Origin of the sequence: Pseudomonas sp. E6002 (assembly GCF_013385565.1) — a bacterium.
GTDB lineage: Bacteria > Pseudomonadota > Gammaproteobacteria > Pseudomonadales > Pseudomonadaceae > Aquipseudomonas.
Genome location: NZ_JACAPT010000046.1, coordinates 24,949 through 47,781, shown reverse-complemented (window position 1 = coordinate 47,781; position 22,833 = coordinate 24,949). Strand labels below are relative to the sequence as shown.

General features: G+C 57.7%; 18 protein-coding genes. 14 read left to right on the top strand and 4 right to left on the bottom strand.

Translation table 11 applies throughout. The features are described from left to right. The first annotated feature begins 37 nt into the window (after positions 1-37). Both HX815_RS29270 and HX815_RS29265 read left to right on the top strand, forming a co-directional pair. Entirely contained in the window at positions 38-634 is a 597-nt protein-coding gene (locus tag HX815_RS29270) for a TetR/AcrR family transcriptional regulator (RefSeq protein ID WP_177029358.1), read from the top strand. 216 nt (positions 635-850) lie between these two features. Then, on the top strand, positions 851-1,387 hold the full coding sequence (locus tag HX815_RS29265) for a cysteine hydrolase family protein (protein ID WP_003210786.1): 537 nt from the start codon (positions 851-853) through the stop codon (positions 1,385-1,387). A 15-nt stretch (positions 1,388-1,402) separates the two neighbouring features. Here the strand turns inward: HX815_RS29265 and HX815_RS29260 are convergent, their stop codons facing one another. Further along, positions 1,403-1,729, bottom strand: a complete 327-nt coding sequence (locus HX815_RS29260) for a hypothetical protein (protein WP_003210784.1) — start codon at positions 1,727-1,729, stop codon at positions 1,403-1,405. Next, entirely contained in the window at positions 1,726-2,211 is a 486-nt protein-coding gene (locus HX815_RS29255; RefSeq protein ID WP_177029357.1) for a hypothetical protein, read from the bottom strand. Before HX815_RS29255 ends, HX815_RS29260 begins: the two co-directional genes overlap by 4 nt. A gap of 29 nt (positions 2,212-2,240) precedes the next feature. Between HX815_RS29255 and HX815_RS29250 the strand changes: the two genes are divergently transcribed. The 6 genes from HX815_RS29250 (at position 2,241) to HX815_RS29225 (ending at position 9,102) form a co-directional block, all read left to right on the top strand. Beyond that, the gene (locus tag HX815_RS29250) at positions 2,241-3,191 is read left to right on the top strand and encodes a 2-hydroxyacid dehydrogenase (RefSeq protein WP_087692887.1); all 951 of its coding nucleotides are present in this window, start codon (positions 2,241-2,243) and stop codon (positions 3,189-3,191) included. A 91-nt stretch (positions 3,192-3,282) separates the two neighbouring features. Beyond that, a complete protein-coding gene (locus HX815_RS29245; RefSeq protein ID WP_177029356.1) occupies positions 3,283-5,139 on the top strand; it encodes a pilus assembly protein TadG-related protein in 1,857 nt (618 codons plus the stop codon). Between the two features lie 130 nt (positions 5,140-5,269). Further along, positions 5,270-6,337, top strand: a complete 1,068-nt coding sequence (locus HX815_RS29240) for a phosphotransferase family protein (protein WP_177008208.1) — start codon at positions 5,270-5,272, stop codon at positions 6,335-6,337. Positions 6,338-6,356: 19 nt separating this feature from the next. Continuing rightward, complete coding sequence (locus HX815_RS29235) at positions 6,357-7,124, top strand: SDR family oxidoreductase (protein ID WP_177029355.1); 768 nt, start codon at positions 6,357-6,359, stop codon at positions 7,122-7,124. Positions 7,125-7,183: 59 nt separating this feature from the next. After that, positions 7,184-8,617, top strand: coding sequence for a PLP-dependent aminotransferase family protein (locus tag HX815_RS29230; protein WP_102604666.1), 1,434 nt, complete (start codon positions 7,184-7,186; stop codon positions 8,615-8,617). 83 nt (positions 8,618-8,700) lie between these two features. Beyond that, entirely contained in the window at positions 8,701-9,102 is a 402-nt protein-coding gene (locus tag HX815_RS29225; protein WP_087692883.1) for a cupin domain-containing protein, read from the top strand. Positions 9,103-9,236: 134 nt separating this feature from the next. On the opposite strand, the gene HX815_RS29220 is transcribed toward HX815_RS29225, so the two are convergent. Continuing rightward, positions 9,237-9,866 carry a DNA-3-methyladenine glycosylase I gene (locus HX815_RS29220; protein WP_032899088.1) on the bottom strand — a complete coding sequence of 210 codons (630 nt, stop codon included), beginning with the start codon at positions 9,864-9,866 and terminating at the stop codon, positions 9,237-9,239. Between the two features lie 232 nt (positions 9,867-10,098). Here HX815_RS29220 and HX815_RS29215 point away from each other — a divergent pair, with 232 nt between their 5' ends. The 6 genes from HX815_RS29215 (at position 10,099) to HX815_RS29190 (ending at position 17,434) form a co-directional block, all read left to right on the top strand. After that, positions 10,099-11,409, top strand: coding sequence for a C4-dicarboxylate transporter DctA (locus HX815_RS29215; protein ID WP_008433031.1), 1,311 nt, complete (start codon positions 10,099-10,101; stop codon positions 11,407-11,409). 145 nt (positions 11,410-11,554) lie between these two features. Next, positions 11,555-12,259, top strand: coding sequence for a FadR/GntR family transcriptional regulator (locus tag HX815_RS29210; protein WP_003212959.1), 705 nt, complete (start codon positions 11,555-11,557; stop codon positions 12,257-12,259). A 17-nt stretch (positions 12,260-12,276) separates the two neighbouring features. Further along, positions 12,277-12,960 carry a GntR family transcriptional regulator gene (locus HX815_RS29205; protein ID WP_177029354.1) on the top strand — a complete coding sequence of 228 codons (684 nt, stop codon included), beginning with the start codon at positions 12,277-12,279 and terminating at the stop codon, positions 12,958-12,960. Between the two features lie 460 nt (positions 12,961-13,420). Continuing rightward, a complete protein-coding gene (locus HX815_RS29200) occupies positions 13,421-14,995 on the top strand; it encodes an asparagine synthase-related protein (RefSeq protein ID WP_177029353.1) in 1,575 nt (524 codons plus the stop codon). Continuing rightward, positions 14,988-15,701 (top strand): lasso peptide biosynthesis B2 protein, encoded by a 714-nt coding sequence (locus HX815_RS29195; RefSeq protein WP_177029352.1) that lies wholly within the window; start codon positions 14,988-14,990, stop codon positions 15,699-15,701. Before HX815_RS29200 ends, HX815_RS29195 begins: the two co-directional genes overlap by 8 nt. After that, positions 15,698-17,434, top strand: a complete 1,737-nt coding sequence (locus HX815_RS29190) for an ABC transporter ATP-binding protein (RefSeq protein WP_177029351.1) — start codon at positions 15,698-15,700, stop codon at positions 17,432-17,434. Before HX815_RS29195 ends, HX815_RS29190 begins: the two co-directional genes overlap by 4 nt. A 100-nt stretch (positions 17,435-17,534) precedes the next feature. Here the strand turns inward: HX815_RS29190 and HX815_RS29185 are convergent, their stop codons facing one another. After that, positions 17,535-22,394, bottom strand: coding sequence for an NAD-glutamate dehydrogenase (locus HX815_RS29185; RefSeq protein WP_003212956.1), 4,860 nt, complete (start codon positions 22,392-22,394; stop codon positions 17,535-17,537). Positions 22,395-22,833 lie beyond the last annotated feature (439 nt).

Below are 22,833 nucleotides of genomic sequence, written 5' to 3'. Positions count from 1 at the left end.
GCGCATCCCTGCCACCACCTGATCCAGAGAGCCCTCGATGCCACGCGTGTCCCGCAAACAAGCCGAACTCAACCGCGAAATCATCGTCGAGGCCGCCACGCGGCTGTTTCGTGAGCGGGGCATCCATGGCATCAGCGTGTCGGACGTGATGGCCGCCGCCGGGCTGACCCATGGCGGTTTCTACGGGCACTTCGAGTCCCGTGAGGCGCTGGCCACGGAAGCCTGCAACCGGGCATTCGAGCAATCGAGCGAGCGCTGGCAGGCCAGGGTCGAGCAAAGCCCTGATCCCGAGGCTGCGCGCCTGGCGTTGATTGATCCGTATCTGTCGGCCGCCAATCGTGACAACCCCGGGGACAGTTGCCCGGTTGCGGCTTTTGCCGGGGAGATGTGCCATGAAGCCGCCGACAGCGCGTTGCAACGCAGCTTTATCCGGGGCTTTGAAGCGTCCATGGGCATCCTGGCCGCTACCCAGGCCACCGGAACCCCCGAAGGCGACCGCCAGGCCGCCATTGCCCAGTACGCGATGATGGTAGGCGCAATTACCCTCGCCCGTGCGACCAAAGGCAACGGCCTGTCTGATGAATTCCTCGCTGCCGCCAGGAATCTCCTGATCCCGGAAAAAAACCTCGGCTGACGCGTTGACAGCCAAACGCCAGCGCCAGCATGATCGGCCCATGAACATTTTCCAGCTGGCCCTCACCCGTACCACCACCACGACCGCTTCCGGCGGGTCGTGTGGTAGCGGTGAGTGGCGCGCAAACTAAGCCACCCGGATTTACCCAAGGCCCCGCCAGCAATGGACGGGGCCTTTTTATTGCTCCGCCATCTGGCAAACACAAGGAGCAGCACCATGCCTGACAACAAGCGCCCCGCCCTGCTGATCATCGACATGCAGACCGGTCTGTACGATGGTCCGGAAAAACCCTACGAACGCCAGCGCGTACTCGACAACATCAACCAGCTGATTCAGCGCGCCCGACACGTTGGCGTGCCGGTTTTCGCTGCACGTCACACCGGCCCTGCGGGTTCGCCCATCGAGGTGGGCAGCCCGTTTTGGCAACTATGGCCAGCACTGGAGGTTGATGAAGCTCGCGACACGGTTTTCAATAAAACCCGGCCCAGCTGTTTTCTCGGCACCGAGCTGTCGCAGCAACTGGCGGCGGCACAGGTGAATGAACTGGTGATCGTCGGGATGAAAACCCAGTACTGCATCGACACGACGTGCCGAGTGGCCGTGGAGCTGGGGTTCTCGGTGCTGCTGCCGGAGGATGCCCATACTTGTATGGACACTCCGGCGTTATCGGCCGCATCGATTATCGAGCACCATAACGCAACCTTGGCCGGGGCATTTGTGCAGCGTGTGAAAGCTGACGATATCTGCTTCTAAAGCCTGGAGCTTTACCTAAGCCGAGGTTCTCAATACGTTGCGCAGTTCGCCATTGATCGCGCTCTGCGCAACAGCCAGTTGCTCCACCAGATCACCGGCTGCGTGCGCCGTTAACGCAATCACTGGGCGGTCCCAGTCGTAATTTCTTATTACATTGATGCGGAACCCACCATGGGTATCGAAGGAGGGGTACCAGCCGACATCCAATATAAGCCCACCGGCGTATTCAACCTGAAGCATGTCCTCTTTCAACAGGTGAACCTGACTCTCCATCGCCCCATCCTGCAAGATGGAGAGATCATCATGGGTGACGTTTCCGTCAATAAAGCCTAGTGAGATCAACTTGTTAACCTCCTGAATTCCTGCTCGGAAATCGGATGACCATGTATGACGCCCGCGCTTGACTCAATTCGAACCCAGTAGCTGGGCTTGCCATCACTGGCACCTATGACTTGCGGATACTCCCTGAGTTTCCAGGGTTTTGCATGAGTGCTTGGCACTCCATTTTTATAGGCTTCTCGCTCAAGCTTTTCAATATTTATACCGGGCTTGTATTTGGCCGGGCCGTATCGGGTGCTGCTGACAATATCTTCCCAAGCTAGGTTTTTTGATGGGCTGTGCTTGTAGCCATAAGAGGTCCACTCGACGATTTCGGAGGTGGCAGGAACATGCATCCATGACGTCTCTGCTAAGGAAAGTCGTCGAAGTCTGCTGCAGTAAAAAGGCCTGGGACGAGCGGTCTGGAAAATCAGATTAGGCTGGTGAGAAATGAAATTTTTCTGCGGTAAAGAAACGATCGGGACTACAAATCCCGCATAATCCAAGCCTCCAATCCTTCAGGAAGAACCTTCCGATGCCCGTCACCGTTCTGGTCCTGGTTGAAACCATCAACGACTACCTGCCGATCATCGAAGGCAATGGCTTTCACGTGATTCTTGCGCCGACCCCGGCCGAACGCGCCAAGGCCATCAAGACCCACGGCGGGCAGGTCCAGGCGGTGCTGACCCGTGGCCCGCTGGGCCTGTACGCCGAGGAAATCGCCGCGCTGCCGCTGCTTGAGATCATCTGCGTGATCGGCGCCGGGTATGAACACGTGGACCTGCAAGCCGCCAGCAACCGTGGAATCGTAGTCACCAATGGCGCCGGGGTGAATGCGCCGTCGGTGGCCGACCACGCCATGGCGTTGTTGCTGTGCCTGGTGCGGGACATTCCCCGGGCGGACGCAGCAGTACGGCGCAGCGAATGGCCCAAGATAATGCGCCCTTCCCTGGCCGGCAAACAGCTGGGCATTCTCGGCCTGGGGGCCGTGGGTCTGGAAATCGCCAAGCGGGCTGCCCTGGGTTTTGGCATGGAGGTGAGTTATCACAACCGCCAGCCCCGCGAAGATGTGGACTACACCTACTGCGCCACCGCCGTGGAACTGGCGCGGGCCTCGGACTTCCTGATCCTGGCCACCCCGGGCGGCGCCAGCACGCGACATTTGATCGACCGCCAGGCCCTCGACGCGCTGGGCCCCAACGGCTTCCTGGTGAACATCGGGCGCGGCAGCGTGGTGGTCACCGCCGACCTGATTACCGCCCTGGAGCAACGGCGCATCGGCGGCGCGGCACTGGACGTGTTCGACGATGAACCCAACGTGCCCGACGCGCTCAAGCGCCTCAGCAATACCGTGCTCACGCCCCACGTCGCCGGCCTGTCGCCGGAAGCCGCCCATGACACCGTGCAGCGCGTGGCGGACAACCTGCTGGAATACTTTGCCGGCCGCCCTGTGCTGACGCCCGTGGCACTGCCTCCGCGAAAATAATGGCCAATAGCCATAAATCCTTGCAAAACCTGACTACACTGCCTGAGGGGATATTCAGGATGCCGGTACTGGATCGGCGAAGGAACGCAGGATGGTTTGCCAAGGACCCGGCTCGGCCCGCCAACGCGGCGCGATAGGACTGATGGGTGCGATGACCCTGGGGATCGCACTGTTGTTCCTGTTGCTGGTGGTCGACAGCGGCCGGCTGTACCTGGAAAAGCGCAAGCTGCAACGGGTTGCCGACACCGCGGCGCTGGAAGTGGTCACCCGCGGCGGCGCCTGCGTGACGCCGAATACCAACGCCGCGCAATTCGCGATCCAAAGCGCAGCCCGCAATGATTTCCCGCTGAACGAAGACCGTACCCTGGCGACCACCTGTGGCACCCTGGTCACCGGGGCTGACTTCATGCGCGCCTTCAGCCCCAATCCCTCAAGGTCCGATGCGATCCAGGTCATCGCCACCCACCGCGTCGTCACCAGTATCGCCAACCGCCTGTTCATGCTGCTCTCCACCGGCCCTTTCGAGCCGACCATCCGGTTGCAGGCAGTGGCCGTGGCCGCCGTGCCCGCGCCACCGGTGGCCGTACTGACCATCCGCAGCACCTTGCTGACCGTGGACAGCACCAAGTCCGCCGCACTCAATGCGTTGATCGGCGGACTGCTGGGGGGCAAGTTGCAACTCGACGCGGTGGGCTGGAAGGGCCTGATCAATACCGATATCAACCTGCTCAGTTACCTGGACGCGCTGGCGATTCAATTGAAGGTCAGCGCCGGCAACTACGACGAGTTGCTCAAGACCGACGCCAGCGTCGGCGATCTGATCCAGGCCGCGATAGATGTACTCAAGCTGGGGGGCGATGCGGTCAAGGTGGTGATCAATAACCTGGAAGCGATCAAGCTGATTGCACCCGGCACCAAGATCCTGCACCTGGGCGACCTACTGACCATCCAGAACGGCACCGACAAGAGCGCCCTGGACGTTAATCTGCAACTGTTCAACCTGATCCAGGGGTTTGTGCAACTGTCGAACAAGTACAACGCGGTCGCGGTGGAGCTGCCGGTGGATGTGCTGGGACTGCTGAATATCACGGTCAAGACCAAGGTCATTGAACCGGCACAGGTTTCCGCCATAGGTAACCCCAAGCTGATCGCCACCCAGCCGATCTACGTCAGGACCGCGCAAGTCAGGACGTTGATCTCGGTGAAACTGCCGGCAATCGGCGCGGTGAACGATTTACTGGGCGGGGTAACGGCGCTGGTGGGCCTCTTGTTAGGCAGCTCCTTTGACCCCAAAATCGGCCAGCAAATCGATGTAGCACTGGAAGCCGCCAGCGGCAGCAGCACGGTCACCGGATATCGCTGCAATGGGCCTGCGGACAAAGCCTTGTCGGTGCTCGGTACCACCTCGGCGGTTAGGCTGATGGTGGGCCAGATCGACCCAAAAAACCTGTTTTCCTCCACAGCACCACTGAACGTTGACGAATTCCCATTACTCGACCTTGGGGTGAAGACCTGTAGCAACGGTGTCTGCGATCCCCGGCAACCGTATGGCGTGGGTGGCATCAGCCTGAAGATCGACAGCAGCGTGGCCAAGACCGTCCGGAACCACACTTACCTGTCGCCGCCCGAGGTGAAAAGCCCCCCGGATTACTTCAGTTTCAGTTCCAACAACGTGGTGGGCAGCTTGAGCAACACCCTCAATGGCATCCAGTTGATCAACCATCCACCGACACAGGGCGGACTGATTGGGCTGGTGCTGAACCTGGTGGTCGGCCTGGTCACCGGCGTACTGAATCTGCTCAGCGGCATCATCTCCGGACTGCTCAGCCCGCTCCTCGACCCGCTGGTCAATAACCTGCTCGCCGGCCTGGGCATCGACCTGGCAAAAGTCGAAATCGGTGACAACCTGTCCTGCAACCCCGGCGGGCGCGCAGTTCTGGTGATCTGAGCACATCAAGCCCGCTGATCATCGGCCAACACGCTAACCTATTAAGCCGCCCCAACCTTGTGGCTTGGCGGCCGCGCGCATTAGATTAGCCAATAGTCCAAGGCCTTAAGAATAAGCAGAAGGGATAAGCATGGCGCTTAATGACCAATCGACCCAGATTCGCCCCGGCGAAGAACTTGATGCCAGCCTCATCGATCCCTACCTCAAGGCCCATATCCCGGGCTTGAGCGGCAGCGTCAAAATCAGCCAGTTCCCCGGGGGTGCCTCCAACCTGACGTACCTGCTGGAATACCCCGGCCAGGAATTCGTGCTGCGCCGCCCGCCCTTTGGCCACAAGGCCAAGTCCGCCCACGACATGGGCCGCGAATACCGGATTCTCAACCAGCTCAAGGACGGTTTCCCGTATTGCCCCAAGGCCTACGTGCACTGCACCGACGAGTCAGTGATCGGCGCCGAGTTCTACGTGATGGAGCGGGTCAAGGGGATCATCCTGCGCTCGGACCTGCCGCCGGAACTGGGCCTGGACGCGGCGAAAACCGAAGCCTTGTGCAAAAGCTTTATCGACAAGTTCGTCGAGCTGCACCAGGTCGACTACAGCGCCTGCGGCCTGGCCGACCTGGGCAAGCCCGAAGGTTACGTGGAGCGGCAGATTCGCGGCTGGAGCGACCGCTACGAAAAAGCCCTGACCCCCGACGCCCCAAGCTGGGAAGCGGTACGTGCCTGGCTCAACGACAAGATGCCGGCCGACCACCCCACCTCGAGCATCGTCCACAACGACTACCGCTTCGACAACGTGATCCTCGACCCGCATAACCCGATGCAGATCATCGGCGTGCTGGACTGGGAACTGACCACCCTCGGCGACCCGCTGATGGACCTGGGCAACACCCTCGCCTACTGGATCGAAGCGGCCGACCCGGCCCCGGTGCAACTGATGCGCCGCCAGCCGAGCAACGCCCCCGGCATGCTTACCCGCCGCCAGTTCGTCGACTACTACGCCGAACGCTCCGGGATCCAAATCGACAATTTCGACTTCTACTACACCTACGGCCTGTTCCGCCTGGCCGGCATCGTGCAGCAGATCTACTACCGCTTCTTCCATGGCCAGACCCAGGACAAACGCTTTGCGCAGTTCATTCACATGAACAAGCTGCTTGAGCAGATGAGCCTGAATGTCATCAAACAGTCTTCCCTCTGACCCTCTTCAAGGAAAAACCATGTCCAAGACCCAACTGTTCGACCTCGACGGCAAGATCGCTTTCGTTTCCGGCGCCAGCCGCGGTATCGGTGAGGCCATCGCCAGGTTGCTGGCCCAGCAAGGCGCCCACGTGATCGTGTCGAGCCGCAAGATCGACGGCTGCCAGCACGTGGCCGACGCGATCATCGCCGACGGCGGCAAGGCCACGGCAATTGCCTGCCATATCGGCGAAATGGAACAGATCACCCACGTGTTTGCCGCGATCCGCGAACAGTTCGGCCGCCTGGACATCCTGGTCAACAACGCCGCCACCAACCCGCAGTTCTGCAACGTGCTGGACACCGACCTGGGCGCATTCCAGAAGACCGTCGACGTGAACATCCGCGGCTACTTCTTCATGTCGGTGGAAGCCGGCAAGCTGATGCGCGAGAACGGTGGCGGCAGCATCATCAACGTGGCCTCGATCAACGGGATTTCGCCGGGCGTATTCCAGGGCATCTACTCGGTGACCAAGGCCGCCGTGATCAACATGACCAAAGTCTTCGCCAAGGAATGCGCGCCGTTCGGCATTCGCTGCAACGCGCTGCTGCCGGGCCTGACCGACACCAAGTTCGCCTCCGCGCTGGTGAAGAACGACTCGATCCTGAAAATGGCCCTGGCGCAGATCCCCCTCAAGCGCGTGGCCGACCCGAGCGAGATGGCCGGCGCGGTGCTGTACCTGGCCAGCGACGCGTCGAGCTACACCACCGGTGTATCGCTGAATGTAGACGGTGGTTTCCTGTCCTGATTCGGCTGGCGGGTGACTTGCGGTAATCTTGCGGGTGATTGCTTGCCTCTGGATGAAACATGGAACTGCACGTCGTTATCAAAGGCCGCAAGGACCTGGCCGAACAGCTTTACCAGCAACTGCGCACGGCCATTGAGTCGGGACAACTGGTGGCCGGGTCGCAATTGCCTCCCAGCCGCTTGCTGGCCCTGCAACTGGGCGTGTCGCGCAAGACAGTCTCAGACACCTACGCGGCGCTGACCTACGAAGGGTTGTTGGTCGGCAGGATCGGCCGTGGCACGTTCGTCAACGCCTGGGCCACGCGCCGCGAACACCTGCAAAGTGCCGCCGACCTTGCCTGCGCCGCCAACCTGGCCAAGTGGCAGGCCCTTCCCGCGCCCATGGGTCACCCCAACCGTGAAACCCGCCCGAGCCGGGACTTTATCGGCGGTGCCACCGCCCGCAGCCAGTTCCCCCAGGATGAATGGCGGCGCTGCACCCTCGATGCCTTGCGCCGTATCTCACAGGACAGCGGCTTCTACAGCCGGCCGGAAGGCTTGCCGGCCCTGCGCAGTGCAATCGCCGGGCATATCGCATTTTCCCGTGGGGTCAGGTGCAGCGAAGACGACATCGTAGTCACCAACGGCGCCCAGCAGGCGCTCGACCTGATCGCCCGCGTGGTGCTGGAACCGGGCACCGTCGTCGCCATGGAAGACCCCGGCTACACCCCGGTGCGACTGATGTTCGACGCCATGGGGGCGACCGTGGTGGGCGTGCCGGTGGACGAACACGGCCTGCGGGTCGACTTGATTCCCGACGGCACGCGGCTGATCTACGTGACACCGTCCCATCAGTTCCCCCTGGGCATGCCCATGAGCGTGCCGCGCCGTGAGGCGTTGCTGGCACGTGCGCTGGCGTTGGGCGCCATCGTGATCGAGGATGACTACGACAGCGAATTCCGCTACGAGGGCCGCCCCACCGACTCCCTGCAAAGCATGGACACCCGCGGCGTGGTCGCCTACGTCGGGACCTTCTCGAAAACCCTGCTGCCGGAGTTGCGCCTGGGCTACACGGTGTTGCCGCCGGCAATTTTCGGCGCGGTGCTCAAGGCCAAGCAACTCACCGACCAGCACAGCTCCACCCTGCCGCAATGGGCCCTGGCCAAGTTCATCAGCGAAGGCTACCTGCTCAAGCACATTCGGCGCTGCCATGGGGTATATGCCGGGCGCCGGGAACGGATTCTGCAGCGCCTGGCGGGGGACCTCTCGCCGTGGTTCGACGTGGTGCCCACCGTGGCCGGGTTCCATCTGGCCGCACTGTGCAAGGTGCCGGTGAATATTCCGCAGCTCACCCAATTGGCACGGGAGGCTGACGTGGGGCTCTATCCGCTGAGCGTGTTTTTCCACGACACACCGGTACGCGAGGGACTGAAGATCGGGTTTGGCGCGATCGAAACCCTGGACATTGACCCGGCGCTGGACGTGGTGCGGGATATCCTGCGACAGATTGGCTGATGGAATTTCCGCCGGATTGGCTATTGGTCAAATCCGGATCGGGGCCTAGGGTGAACGGGTCTCGACTCACTCGGAGCCTCACCATGAAAGTACTGCTCGGCACCACCCTGCTGCTGGCCTCGTTAAGCGCCTTTGCCCACGACCCGGTGTACAACCAGGAAAAGATCAACGTGTTGCAGGAACACGCCCTGGCCAACGTCCCCGGCAAGAAAACCGTGATGCTCACGGTGGACTACGCCCCGGGCCAGGCCACCGTGCCCCATAGCCATACCGGCACGGCCGTGGCCTATGTGCTGGAAGGTGCAATCACCTCGCGGGTCAACGATGAGAAGGCGATCACCTACACGGTCGGCCAATCGTTCTACGAACCCGCCGGCTCGCGGCACTTTGAATCCAGCAATGCCAGCCAGACCCAACCGGCGAAACTGCTGGTAGTGATGGTGATGGATGACAAGGCCGACGTGCTCACGCCGCTGCCCCACTAACCCGCGCCACCGCACCCTCCTGTGGGAGCTGGCTTGCCGGCGATGGCGGTGCATCAGACACAGTTGTGTTTGCTGATCCACCGCCATCGCCGGCAAGCCAGCTCCCACAGTTTTAACCGCGCACAGTCAGTGGCTCAGGGTCGTTTGAAGTGGTGGCGCAGGTGTTCGATTCGAGACCGGCAGGTACAGCCTTCAAGGTGGTCGTTGACCATGCCCATCGCCTGCATGAACGCATACATCGTGGTCGGGCCCACATAGCTCCAGCCACGTTTCTTCAGGGCCTTGGACAAACGTGTTGACGCGGCTGACGTGGGGTTGGCCGTCCAGTACGCCATGTCCACCACCGCCGGGCGCTCATCGGCGGCCGGTTCAAACGACCACAGCCACGCCGCCAGCGAACCGGTCTCATCCACCAGCTCACAGGCGCGCCGGGCGTTGTTGATGGTGGACACGATCTTGGCGCGATTGCGCACGATGCCCGGGTCGGCCATCAATCGCTCGATGTCCTGCTCGGTGTACTGCGCCACCCGGCGAAAATCAAAGCCCTCGAACGCCCGGCGAAACGCCTCGCGCTTGCGCAGGATGGTGATCCACGCCATGCCCGCCTGAAAACCTTCCAGGCAAATCTTCTCGTACAGCGCAATGTCATCGGCCACCGGCACGCCCCATTCGTGGTCGTGGTAATCCGGGTACTCCGGCGCCGCCGTGCGCCACGTACAGCTGGTGACGCCCGCCGCGTCCGTGATCAATCCTGGAATATCCATAACTCACCCTGTGAACCAAGCCCGGGATGATAAGCGAAAAAAATTCCGGGCCGCCAACCGCTCAAGCACGAACCTTGCGGACCAACTGGTCAGACCGGGACCTGCCATCCGCGTAATATTTACTTGCGACTTGAAAAAAACCGAGCGTAGACTGGCCCCGCACTGGACATACCGGTCAGACCACAACAATTAAGCCCTGGACCCACCAGGGCACCGAATAGAGATCCTTCCCATGCTCAGATGGTGCTCGCGTTCGATTTTCCTGCAAGTCGTGATTGGCCTGGTGATCGGCATAATCTGCGGCCTCGCCCTCCCTGAATTCTCCTCGCAACTCAAACCCCTGGGTGACGGCTTCATCAAGCTGATCAAAATGCTGATTGGCCTGATCGTATTCTGCGTGGTGGTCAGCGGTATTTCCGGTGCCGGCGACTTGAAGAAAGTCGGGCGCATCGGCCTCAAGTCGGTGATCTACTTCGAAGCACTGACCACCGTGGCCCTGGTGATCGGCCTGATCATGGCCTTCAGCACCGGGATCGGCACCGGCGCCAATATCCACCTGGAGCAACTGTCGTCTGCCGGCCTGAATGAACTGGCAGACCGCGGCCAACACATCAAGGGCACCAGCCAGTTCCTGATGGACCTGATCCCCAACTCGGTGATCGGCGCCTTCGCGGACAACAACGTGCTGCAAGTGCTGTTGTTCTCGGTGTTGTTCGGCAGCGCACTGAACCTGGTGGGCGAAGCCGCTTCCGGCATCTCGCGGTTGATCAACGAGCTGAGCCACGTGATCTTCCGCATCATGGGCATGATCGTGCGCCTGGCGCCCATCGGCGTGTTCGGCGCCATCGCCTTCACCACCAGCACGTATGGCCTGGATTCCCTGCAACACCTGGGCAGCCTGGTGGGCCTGTTCTACCTTACGTGCTTCCTGTTCGTCGCGGTGATTCTGGGGCTGGTGATGCGCCTGTCGGGCCTGCGGATGATGCCGCTGCTCAAGTACCTGCGGGAAGAACTGTTGATCGTGATGGGCACCGCGTCCTCCGATGCCGTGTTGCCACAGATCATGCGTAAACTGGAACACCTTGGCATTGGCAGCTCCACCGTGGGCCTGGTGATTCCGACCGGGTACTCGTTCAACCTCGACGGTTTCTCGATCTACCTGACCCTGGCCATCGTGTTTATCGCCAATGCCACCGGCACACCGCTGTCGATGACCGACCTGCTGACCATCCTGCTGGTGTCGCTGATCACCTCCAAGGGCGCCCACGGGATTCCGGGTTCGGCACTGGTGATTCTGGCGGCGACACTCACCGCAATCCCGGCGATTCCGGTGGTGGGCCTGGTGCTGGTGCTGGCGGTGGACTGGTTCATGGGCATTGGCCGGGCGCTGACCAACCTGATCGGCAACTGCGTCGCCACCGTTGCCATCGCCCGCTGGGAAAAAGACATCGATATCCAGCGCGCCAACAAGGTGCTGGACGGGCAACAAGGGTATGCCTTCCAGGCCAAGAAGCCGGTGCTGCCCGCCCACCAAGAGTTCTGATGAGACAGACTCACCCCCTGTGGCGAGGGAGCTTGCTCCCGCTGGGGCGCGAAGCGGCCCCAAAAAATGGGCCTGCTGCGCAGTCCAGCGGGAGCAAGCTCCCTCGCCACACAAAGCAGACAGTTCAATTTAAAGGGAGCCACACGTGATCACCTCGTCAACCGTCGTCAATTCAGTGGTAGAAAAACTGCGCGCCGCCCTGGCGAGGGGTCAGTGGCGGCGCGGCGAGATGCTGCCCGGCCAGCGTGAACTGGCCGAACAAATGGGCATCAGCCGCCCGAGCCTGCGCGAAGCGGTGATCGTGCTGGAAACCCTCGGCCTGGTGCGCTCCATGCCCGGCAAGGGCGTGGTGGTGCTGGAAACCACCCTCAGCGAATCCCAGGCCCAGGACAGCGGCGTGGCGGACGCCAGCCTTGAAGACATCCTGCAACTGCGCTACACCCTCGAGCCCTTTATCGTCGGCCTGGTGGCGCAATCCATCAGCAGCAAGGAAGTCGGGCAACTGCGCCTGACCCTGATGGACATGCGCGAAGCCCTCGACGCCGGCGACAGCGAAGCCGGGATGAACGCCTACATCGCGTTCCACGAAGAACTGTTCGCCCTGACCTCCAACCCGATCTTCCAGAACGTGGTGCAACAGACCAGCAACGCCCTCAAGCAAAGCGCCCAGGTGCTGCGCAACTCCCCCGAACACCTGGCGGAACGCTTGCAGGAAAACGACGCCGTGGTGCGGGCGATCCGCAACAAGAACAGCGCCCTTGCCAGCGCCGAAATGCGCCGGCATATCCTGCAGGAAGGCTTGCGCATGGGCATTCGCTTGAACATCCCGGATGACCATCTGGGTAGCTGACTTCCAGGAGACCGCGCATGACCGCTCACGCCCTGCACACCCCTTTCCCCTTTACGCCGTTGCGCCTGGTGGGCAAGCCGAAACTCTCGGTGGACGACATCTACCCGGCACTGTTCGACGCCATTCTCGAGCAACGCATCGCCCCCGCCAGCCGTTTTACCGAGGAGAGCCTCGGGCAAAGTTTTGGCGTCAGCCGCAGCGTGATTCGCCGGGTGCTGGCGCGGCTGTCGCACCAGCAAGTGATCATCCTGCGGCCCAACCACCGCGCCCAGGTGGCGGCACCGGATGCACAACAGACCCAGCAGATTCTCGAGGCAAGGCGCCTGACGGAAATCACCGTGGTGCAGTTGGCGTGTGCCCAGGCGAAACCGGCGCAGATCCGCCAACTGCGGGAGTTGATCGCACGGGAGCGCGACTGCATCGAGCGTGACGAACGTGGCCCGGCGATTCGCCTTTCCGGGGAATTTCACCTGCAATTGGCGGCAATTGCGGGCAACGCGCCGCTGGCACAGTTTCTCAACAGCCTGGTGCCGCTGACCTCATTGGCGATTGCGCAGTTTGAGGCCAAGGCTTGCACGTATTGCGCATGGCAGGAACATAGGGCGATTGTGGATGCGGTGGAGCATGGCGATGCCGGCAAAGCCGTAGCCTTGATGACTCAACATCTGGACCATCTGGAAGCCAAGCTCCTTATCACGTAGCAGCTGTCGAGCCTGTAAATGGCGCACACAAAAAAGCCCGGCATCTTTCGATATCGGGCTTTTTGTTTTAACGCTCAATCAAGCTGGTTACAGCCCCGATTGCGCATGCCAGCGTTTGGCTTCGCTAGGACACCTCTCGCTCGGGAACTTTCCTACGATATTTGAGGAATTCTGAGTCTGTACTTTTGGACTCAAGATTCTAAATTTGCTCTTGAATCATTTCGATTCAAAGTCAGTACCAAATCACGTTTGATAAAGGAGATTTGCTATGAACTTTAAAAACCTGATTCAACTACCTGCAGCAAAAAATATCCAAGGGCCACCGGGCGGGCCAAACTTGGAACACCCTCAATGGGCCAAGTACCCAGTATCGTAAAATAAACTGATTAAGCGTCCAGCGAGCGAAGAGTCGCTGGATGCTTAATCATTTAATAACGATTCAAAGGGATGGAGGCATTGGATGCACTTCATGATTGAAATAAAAGACAGAGTAGCAATCCTCGTAAAAACCCCAGATATTACCAACGATGGATATACCCTACTACCCAACCCCAAGGATCCAAATGAACACATACTGAGCGAAAGAGGCAAACCAATACTCTCGCTTAAAGGCAATTTCATAGAAACCGGCCACCACTGCAAACACCAACTATACGTTAACAAGCGTTCACCTGAGCATATCCACATCAGCTCTGATTTGAAGACAACAATCGAAAAATCTCATGAGACACCTAAAATAAACAAAGAACACTTCATAAAATACCTCATGTATGGAACACAACCGTGCTTTAGCTCACCGTTTGCGGGCGTATTGTATTTGCCACCAGGAACCGCACTCGACATTGTCAACTGGGTCGTAATCAACCGCGACTGGGATACTGCCAGACGTGTAAATTTTTTGGATATTCTAGAAACACATATGGAAAAAAGCATTCCAAGTACCGGCACTATTGGGCTTGAATATTCCGGCGGACTGGAATCCACTATATTACTGCATATACTTCTAAGACTCTGTCCCGAACGCTTAAAACTTTATCATATTACAGACCATTTTTGCGCATCAGGAGACGATACCCAATCAGTAATAAAAACCGCCGAGCGTTACAAGTGCGATATCACCATACTAAACTATGATGACTCCCTACCATTTGGATGTCAGCCTTGCACGACATTGTTACCTAGCTTTCCTCATACCGGCTTGGTCAACACTGCCTATCTAGACTTTTCTAATGATTTAATCACTAATCAGAATACTACACTTATCAACGGCGCCGGCGGAGACGCGCTGTTTTGTGCGCTACCTCAGAAAGGGCTTGTTATAGAACTCATCAAAGAAAGACGCTACATTACCGCAGCCATAACACTGAAAAATCTTTCAGAGTATTTTAGATCACCTATCGCGAGCATGTACGCCGCCTCAAAGTCCAGCTACCACCAAACACTTAACCGAGTGAATGACCCAGAAAAATGTTTAGCTATTGACTACGGTGCAAATCTAATTCTAAAACCAGAACATATAGACAAAGAAAGCAACAACAGGTCTTCTTACGAAGTAGACAACAATGATCATCGGATATCTTTACGAGATCGAACGCAAAATGCGCTCATAAACAAGTATGAAATGCTTACCTCACCACTCTCGGGTGTACCTGGCCGCTATTTATATCCATTCCTATCGCCTGAGTCGTTAGCTACTGCTTTACAGGTACATTCGCATAAATTAATAAAAGGAAAATTCGACAGGCATTTTCTACGGCAATCTGCATTTGATCGATATAGCGATAACTCCTTATGGAACACCAGAAAAGGGAGTGCGATGGGCCTGACACAAAAATCTTTATTGGCGAACCGATTTGAAATCGAACAACTTATTTTAAATGGACCACTCGTGGAACTGGACATTGTTGACACGGACCGCATTCAAAGACTGATAAGCGGGATCGCTGTAGGCGCAATACAGTGCCCACACGCGCTTATACACTTATACACAGCAAACATGTTCATAAAGCACTGGGAGCCTTATATAAATGGCTAATAAAGAACCAGTAGTACAGTGGGCAAAAGGCCTGCACAGCGTAATTTACAACTCACAAATTGTGAGCCTGGACGAAACAAAGGATCGGTTTATTTTTTTTGAACCTGATCAGGGAAAATTCATAGAGTCAATAATTCACAAATCGCCTAACCATCTAACATCAAAGGACAGGGAGTTTATAAGCGAACTAACTGAGTGTGGAATCTTGTCCATTGAGGAACGGAATCCTGGCAAACCATTTGCCGATGTAAAAAATAGCCTAGGCGCATTTACCTGTGAGTGGCGTAACGGAGACGATTCCTGGCGACTGGGAGATCTAACTCCTACATTGTTTATCAAAGCATTTATTTATCTAAAACGCGCTAAAACACTCACCGAAGCAGGCAAGCTTTCGGAATTATTAAACGACCTTAGAGCAAGCAGTGCTCACCAGAAAAAAACGAGCCAACGGCGACTGGTAAAGATAGGGAATAACATTAATTTTGCAATTAAATTATTAAGCGTCGAAGTAAAATGCCTCGAATTCGCATACAGCCTATCTAGGATTGCATTCGAAGAAAGCCTTAGATGTTCATTCAACATTGGTGTTCAAACACACCCATTTATTTCTCACGCATGGACTGAGGGGCCATACGGAGTCATTCTCGACAAAGCCGAACTACCTCAAGATCTCGCCATTATCGTTTCCATAGGTGCAACTGGATGATAGGAAAAGATTTTTTTACTTGCATTAGAATCTGCTTCAGCATAATGGGAGTCGCCGAGCACAAGTTAAAGCTTTTTTTTGCGCTTTCATTAGTAATGGATATTTTAACCGTGGTCTTTTCGGTGGCAGCGCCCGCACTGCTAAAAACATTGATTGACTCTTACAGCGAAAACCTGCCCAGTTATAATCTTGCATGGGTAGGCGCAGCGTATGGTTTGGTCTGGTTAGCCTCTGAACTTATGCTCAGGCTCAGAGCCGTATTTAGCAGCATTTTAATTGAGCAAATCAAAAAAGAGGCCAGCATTCGTTTCTGCTTAAATACGATTTTCATATGGGATTCCAGCCAGCCAGCGATGTCGAGCGGAGTTTTTGCCAACAAATTTTCTCGAATAAATTCTGCCTTACCTATCTTTTTAGACGGTGTACTTTCGCAAGTATTACCACTAATTGTAAGATTTTTCTTATCAATAGGCATCCTCATACAATTTTTGCCAGTCATTTACTCCCTCACACTAGCCTTAGTCGTATTTGCCTTTGGCACCATTTCTTACTTTACATTCAAACTCATTGGAGAAAGACAGACTACTTCAAACAAAATTTCACAAACCGCTTACGAAGTAATTTTAGACCTTCTTAAGAACCGCGAAATAGTAATCGCCCATTCAAACGAAAACACCGAAAAACTCAACATAGAAAGAAACTTAAATGAAATCAATACCAGCGAAGTAAAAAATACCATAACAAACCAATTCATCGGAGGGGCGCAGATAGCGGTAATGGGTGCGGGCCTTACAATAATCACCGCTTTATCCGCCGTAGATCTATCGAAGGGTGTGATTTCGGTGGGTGACTTTGTACAGATCAATGCCTATTTGCTACAGTTTGTTTTACCCGTCAGCTATTTTGGCCTAGTCATCAGCAGCATTAAAAGAGCGTCCGTTACCATTGCAGAAAATTCGGCTTTTTTGCTCACCCGCTCACTCGAATACAAGCAACATAAAATAGACTGTACAGCGTTATCCGCGCCATCAATAGAAGTGGACAATATTTACGTAAAAGGATTTGATGACTCATTCATCCTAAAAAATGTATCATTTAAAATTCCTCCAGGTGAATCTATGGCCATCGTGGGCAGTTCCGGCTCTGGAAAGAGTACCTTGCTCAAATCACTTGCCGGACTCTACAACCTCCACTCAGGCCACATATATGTAGACTCGGAACGCTTATCCCATACCAACGTAAAAAAATTGCGTTGCCGCCTGGGATATGTTCCTCAAGAACATTGCCTGTTTAATCGAACAATAAAAAACAATATATTTTCCACCTCCAACCAGCACTACGACAAGACAATCAGTTTTTATCACAGCTCAAACATGCCCCCCATGATGGAAGAAGATGGAACTGAGCGAACACTTGAAGGCTTGTCCGGTGGAGAAAAACAAAGAATTTCTCTTGCAAGAGCAGTTGCAAGAAATTCCAAACTGCTACTTCTAGACGAGCCTACAAACTCTTTGGACGTCAACTCAAAAAAAATAATAAATGACTACATATTCCAAACCCTCAAACACCATACAACAAGGATAATTATCACTCACGACCTTGAGGATGCCGGGTTAGCTGACCACATTATTGTCTTATTAAACGGCTCAATAGTGGAGACCGGCTCACCAGCGCAGCTTATATCGTCGAGAGGTTGGTATTATGAAAACCTATCCAAACCAGCAACAATATAGACCACTCTAATTTTAAGAAGTATGAATTAGGCATCCTGAATACAAAAAGCCCGGTATCTTTCGATACCGGGCTTTTTGTATTAACGCTCAATCAGACCCATTACAGCACCGACTGACCGCTCATCGCCAAGTCCAGCAACTCACGGTTGGCTACCGCGTACATGGCGTAGTCCGTGCCGACTGCAGCACGAATCTCCACCATCATGGTGCGCCAGCGATCAGCCATGTCCTGGTGCTGCTCAAGCCACAGGGCCACGCGGGCTTCCATGTCTTCTGGCGCATCGGCCATTTGCAGTACGGAAATGGTGATCGCCCGTTGCTGCCAATCCACGTCATCGCGGAAGGCTTCGCGGGCCTGGGCCTGCCAGTTGTTGCCCACGGGCAGGCTGCTGATCTGCTGCAGGTACCACGGCAAGTCCAGGGCGCTGCCGACGGCGAAGTAAGCCTTCGCGACGTCTGCCGCACTCTGGCCTGTCACGTCGGCGGCTTCGATGATTGGCAGCAGGGTGTACAGGTGGGTAGTGCCTGCAACCATGCGCGCCAACAACTCCGGCACACCGGCTTCGACGTAAGCCTGGTAACGGTTCTGCCAACCTTCGCGGGTCGGGCCTTCCAGCAGTTCGTCGAGCTTGAGGCCCAGCGCGGCAAGGTGTGGACCGAAGTGCGCAACATCACGCCCGGCATCCTGTTCGTTGCGACGGCTGCGCAGGAACCAGCGCGTGGCACGGCGGCCCAGGCGCATCAGCTCGTCCATCAGCTCCAGTTGCACATCGGCCGAGACCTGGTGGTCCAGGGCTTCGATCTGACGGAACCAGTGCGGGAGGTGGAAGATGTCACGCACGATCACGTAGGCGCCCGCCACGTTCGCCGGGCTCATGCCGGTGGACTCTTTGAGGCGCTGAACGAAGGTGATGCCCATGTGGTTGACCAGGTCGTTGGCGATCTGGGTGCTGACGATCTCGCGCTTCAGACGGTGGCGACGCATGGCTTCGGAGAACTTCGCCACCAGGCTCGGCGGGAAAGCGGTCTCCATGTCACGGGTCAGGTAGTCGTCATCCGGCACCAGGGATTTGAGCAACGCTTCCTTGAGGTCGATCTTGCTGTAGGAGATCAGTACCGACAGCTCCGGACGGGTCAGGCCCTTGCCCGCAGCGGCGCGCTCGTTGAGCTGCTCCTCGGTCGGCAGGTACTCGATGGCGCGGTCCAGCTTGCCACGGCCTTCCAGGTCGCTCATCAGGCGCTTGTACTCGGCCACGCGCTCGAAGGCTTTGCGGGCAGCCAGGGACAGGGCCTGGGTTTGCTTGTAGTTGTTGCCCAACACCAGGCTGCCGACTTCGTCGGTCATGCTCGCCAGCAACTGGTTGCGCTGCTTGTCGGTCATGTCACCGGCCTGCACCACTTCGTTGAGCAGGATCTTGATGTTCACTTCGTGGTCGGAGCAGTCCACACCACCGGCGTTGTCGATGAAGTCAGTGTTGGAACCGCCGCCATTGAGGCCGAATTCCACACGACCCAGCTGGGTCATGCCGAGGTTACCGCCCTCGCCCACCACCTTGCAGCGCAGCTCGTTGCCATTGACGCGCAGGGCGTCGTTGGCCTTGTCGCCCACATCGGCGTGGCTCTCGGTGCTGGCCTTGACGTAGGTGCCGATACCGCCGTTCCACAACAGGTCCACCGGCGCCTTGAGCAAGGCGTTCAGCAGTTCGGTCGGGGTCAGCTTGTCAGCCTGGATGTCGAAGCGTTCTTTCATCTGCGGCGAAATGGCAATGCTCTTCGCGCTGCGCGAGAAGATACCGCCGCCTTCGGACATGATGCTGGTGTCGTAGTCGGTCCAGGCCGAGCGCGGCAGGTCGAACAGGCGCTGACGTTCAGCGAAGCTGTTGGCCGGGTTCGGGTTTGGATCGATGAAGATGTGCAGGTGGTTGAAGGCCGCGACCAGTTGCAGCTTGTCGGACATCAACAGGCCGTTGCCGAACACGTCGCCGGCCATGTCGCCCACGCCCACCACGGTGATGCTGTCTTGCTGGACGTTGATGCCGCGCTCACGGAAATGACGCTGCACCCCCACCCACGCGCCCTTGGCGGTGATGCCCATTTTTTTGTGGTCGTAACCGGCAGAACCACCGGAAGCGAACGCGTCACCCAGCCAGAAACCGTAGTCGATGGCGATGCCGTTGGCGATGTCGGAGAAGGTCGCAGTGCCCTTGTCCGCGGCCACCACCAGGTACGGGTCATCGTTGTCGTGGCGCACCACGTTCAACGGTGGCACCAGGGCGCCGTCTTTCAGGTTGTCGGTAATGTCCAGCAGGCCGGAAATGAAGATGCGGTAGCAGGCGATGCCCTCGGCCGCGATCTCGTCCCGGCTGCCGCCCAACGGCAGGCGACGCGGCAGGAAACCGCCCTTGGCGCCCACCGGCACAATCACCGAGTTCTTCACTTGCTGGGCTTTTACCAGGCCCAGCACTTCGGTACGGAAGTCTTCTTCACGGTCGGACCAGCGCAAGCCGCCGCGAGCGACGTTACCAAAGCGCAGGTGCACGCCTTCAACCCGTGGCGAGTAGACGAAGATTTCAAACTTCGGCACTGGCTTGGGCAGTTCAGGAATCGCGTGCGGGTTGAACTTGAAGCTGAAGTACGACTTGTTCTGGCCGTTGGCGTCAGCCTGGTAGAAGTTGGTCCGCAGGGTGGCCTTGATCAGGTCCAGGTAGCGACGCAGGATGCGGTCTTCGTTGAGCACCTGAACGTCGTCCAGGGCCGTGAGGATCGCTTGTTCCAGGCGTTGCTGCTTGTCTTCGAGGTCTTCGGCGGTGAGCTTGCGCGCCAGGTAGAAACGAGTCTTGAACAACCGGGTCAACTCGCGGGCGATGTCGGTGTGGTTGTTCAGGGTGCTGGCGATGTAACCCAGGTCGAAGCCCAGGCGAATCTGCTTCAGGTAACGGGCGTACGCACGCAGCAGCGCCACGTCGCGCCATGGCAGGCCGGCCGTCAGCACCAGGCGGTTGAACGCATCGTTTTCGGCGTCGCCGTGCACGATATGCACGAATGCGTCCTGCAGGGTGTCGTTCAATTGCTGGATATCGAGGTTCACGCCTTCGGCGGCGATGAACGCGAAGTCGTGAATCCAGAACTCGCGGCCATTGGCATGACGCAGGCGGTACGGGAATTCACCCAGGACACGCAGGCCGAGGTTTTCCAGAATCGGCAGCACGTCGGACAGCGCCAGCGGCGTATCGGCGTGATACAGCTTGCAATGCAGCTCGCGCTGGCCGGAAACCTGGCCCAGCGGCTGGTAGAAACTCATCACCAGCGGGTTGGCTTCGGTCAGGCTGAGCAAGTGCTGCATGTCGACCACGGCCGAATGCGCGGCGAAACGCTCGCGGTAGCCGGCCGGGAAACCTTTCGGGAAGTCTGCCAGCACGTTGGTGCCATGGGCTTCGCCGAAGCTTTCCACCACCAGGCTGGAGTAGTCGTCCTGCCAGCTGCGGCAGGCCTGCACCACTTCTTTTTCCAGTTGCAGCGGGTCGATGTCCAGGCGGTTCTTCGGGTCTACCCGCAGGATCAACTGCACGCGAGCCAGTACGGACTCGGAGAAGAACGTCCAGAACTCGCAGTCCGAGGCTTTCAGGCGATCCATCAGCACTTGCTGGATCTTCTGGCGCACCTCGGTGGAATAGATGTCCCGCGGCACGTAGGCCAGGCAGTAGCAGAAGCGACCGTACGGGTCTTTGCGCAGGAACACGCGGATCTTGTTGCGTTCCTGGATCTGCACGATCGACATCACGGTGCTGAACAGCTCGTCCACCGGGGTCTGGAACAGATCATCGCGGGGCAGAACCTCGACCACCTGGGCCAGTTCCTTGCCCAAGTGCGCCTTGGCCTGGAAGCCCGAGCGACGCTCGATTTCCGTCACCTTGCGACGGATGTAAGGAATCACCCGCACGCTTTCGCCGTACACCGAGGAGGTGTAGAGGCCCATGAAGCGGCATTCCTTGATGACCTTGCCGTCGGCGTCGATCTGGCGGATCGACACGTAGTCCGGGTAGGCCGGGCGGTGCACGCGGCTTGGGTGTGCAGCCTTGGCGAACGACAGCACGGCCGGCTCACGCAGGTAGTTCACCGCGTAGTCTTCGATGCGCAGCTCGTCGGCCGTCAGGCCTGGGCGCAGCAGTTTGGTCAGACCGAGGAACGAGTTGGCGTCATATTCGATATGACCGCCGTCCGCCTCGTCACGTACCACAAACTCTTCATAGCCGAGGAAGGTGAAGTGGTTGCCCACCAGCCATTCCAGGAAGCTCTTGATCTCGGCTTTTTCTTCGCCGTCGATCACGTATGGGCTGGCGTCGATACCGGCCAGCAGTTCCTGGACCTTGGCTTTCATCGGTTCGAAATCGGCGACGGCAACGCGCACTTCGCCCAGTACCTGCTCAAGTTCCTTGCTCAGGACACTCAGCTCGGCGGCGTTGGCGCAACGGTCGATTTCCAGGTACATCAGCGATTCTTGCTGAACGTCTTCGCCCTGGGTGCCTTTGGGCAGGATTTCCAGCAATTCGCCCTTCTTGCCACGACGCACGCTGAGTACGGTGGTTTGCAGGGTGTGGATGCTGTAGCCACGGCGGTTCAGCTCGGTACGCACCGAGTCCACCAGGAATGGCAGGTCGTGGTGCAGCACTTCGACCGCGGTGTGGGTCGATTGCCAGCCATGACGTTCGTAATCGGGGTTGTAGACCCGCACTTGCGGTTGGTTGTGATCAAAGCGCTCAAGCAGGCGCCAGGCAGACAGGGTGCAACCGGCCAGGTCGGACAAGCGACGCTGGGTCAGTTCATCCAGGGAAATGATGCCGAAGAATTGTTCAGCGAACAGCGCCACTTGTGGCAGTGCCTGTTCACTGATGTGCTGCGCCAGTGCCGCTTGCAGTTGGTGCTGGAAGTCGGCTTTGCTGGCTGCGGTGAAGAACGCCATCTGTGGTACTCCGCTTGGGCTTGTTATTGATGGAAGCGTCGCGTGTTATCCCCTTGCGGGGAGACCGTCAGCTCTGTTCGCGGTCTACAGTAACGAATTCAGAGTGACAGGTGGGTGAAGCTGGACAAGACAATGAGGTCACATTCAACTTCCATAAGATGCGCACCTTGCCAGGTGACGGTACGACGGGCAGGTCAGACTCCTGGCGAGGCACATCCGTTGCGCAGCTTAACGAGTGTAGGAAGCAAGCTGCTTGCGACGCTGCGACATATTCGGTCATCGGCACGCTGCCGGCGGGTTGCGACTTGGGCAACCGGGTGTTTTCGGAGAAATCCCGGGGCGCCGAGTACCGGAAATGACTGATATTGCCCGCCAGGTCATGCCACAAGGTCTGACACACGATGCAGCACAAAATTCGCCGCAATGGCACAATTGCCCT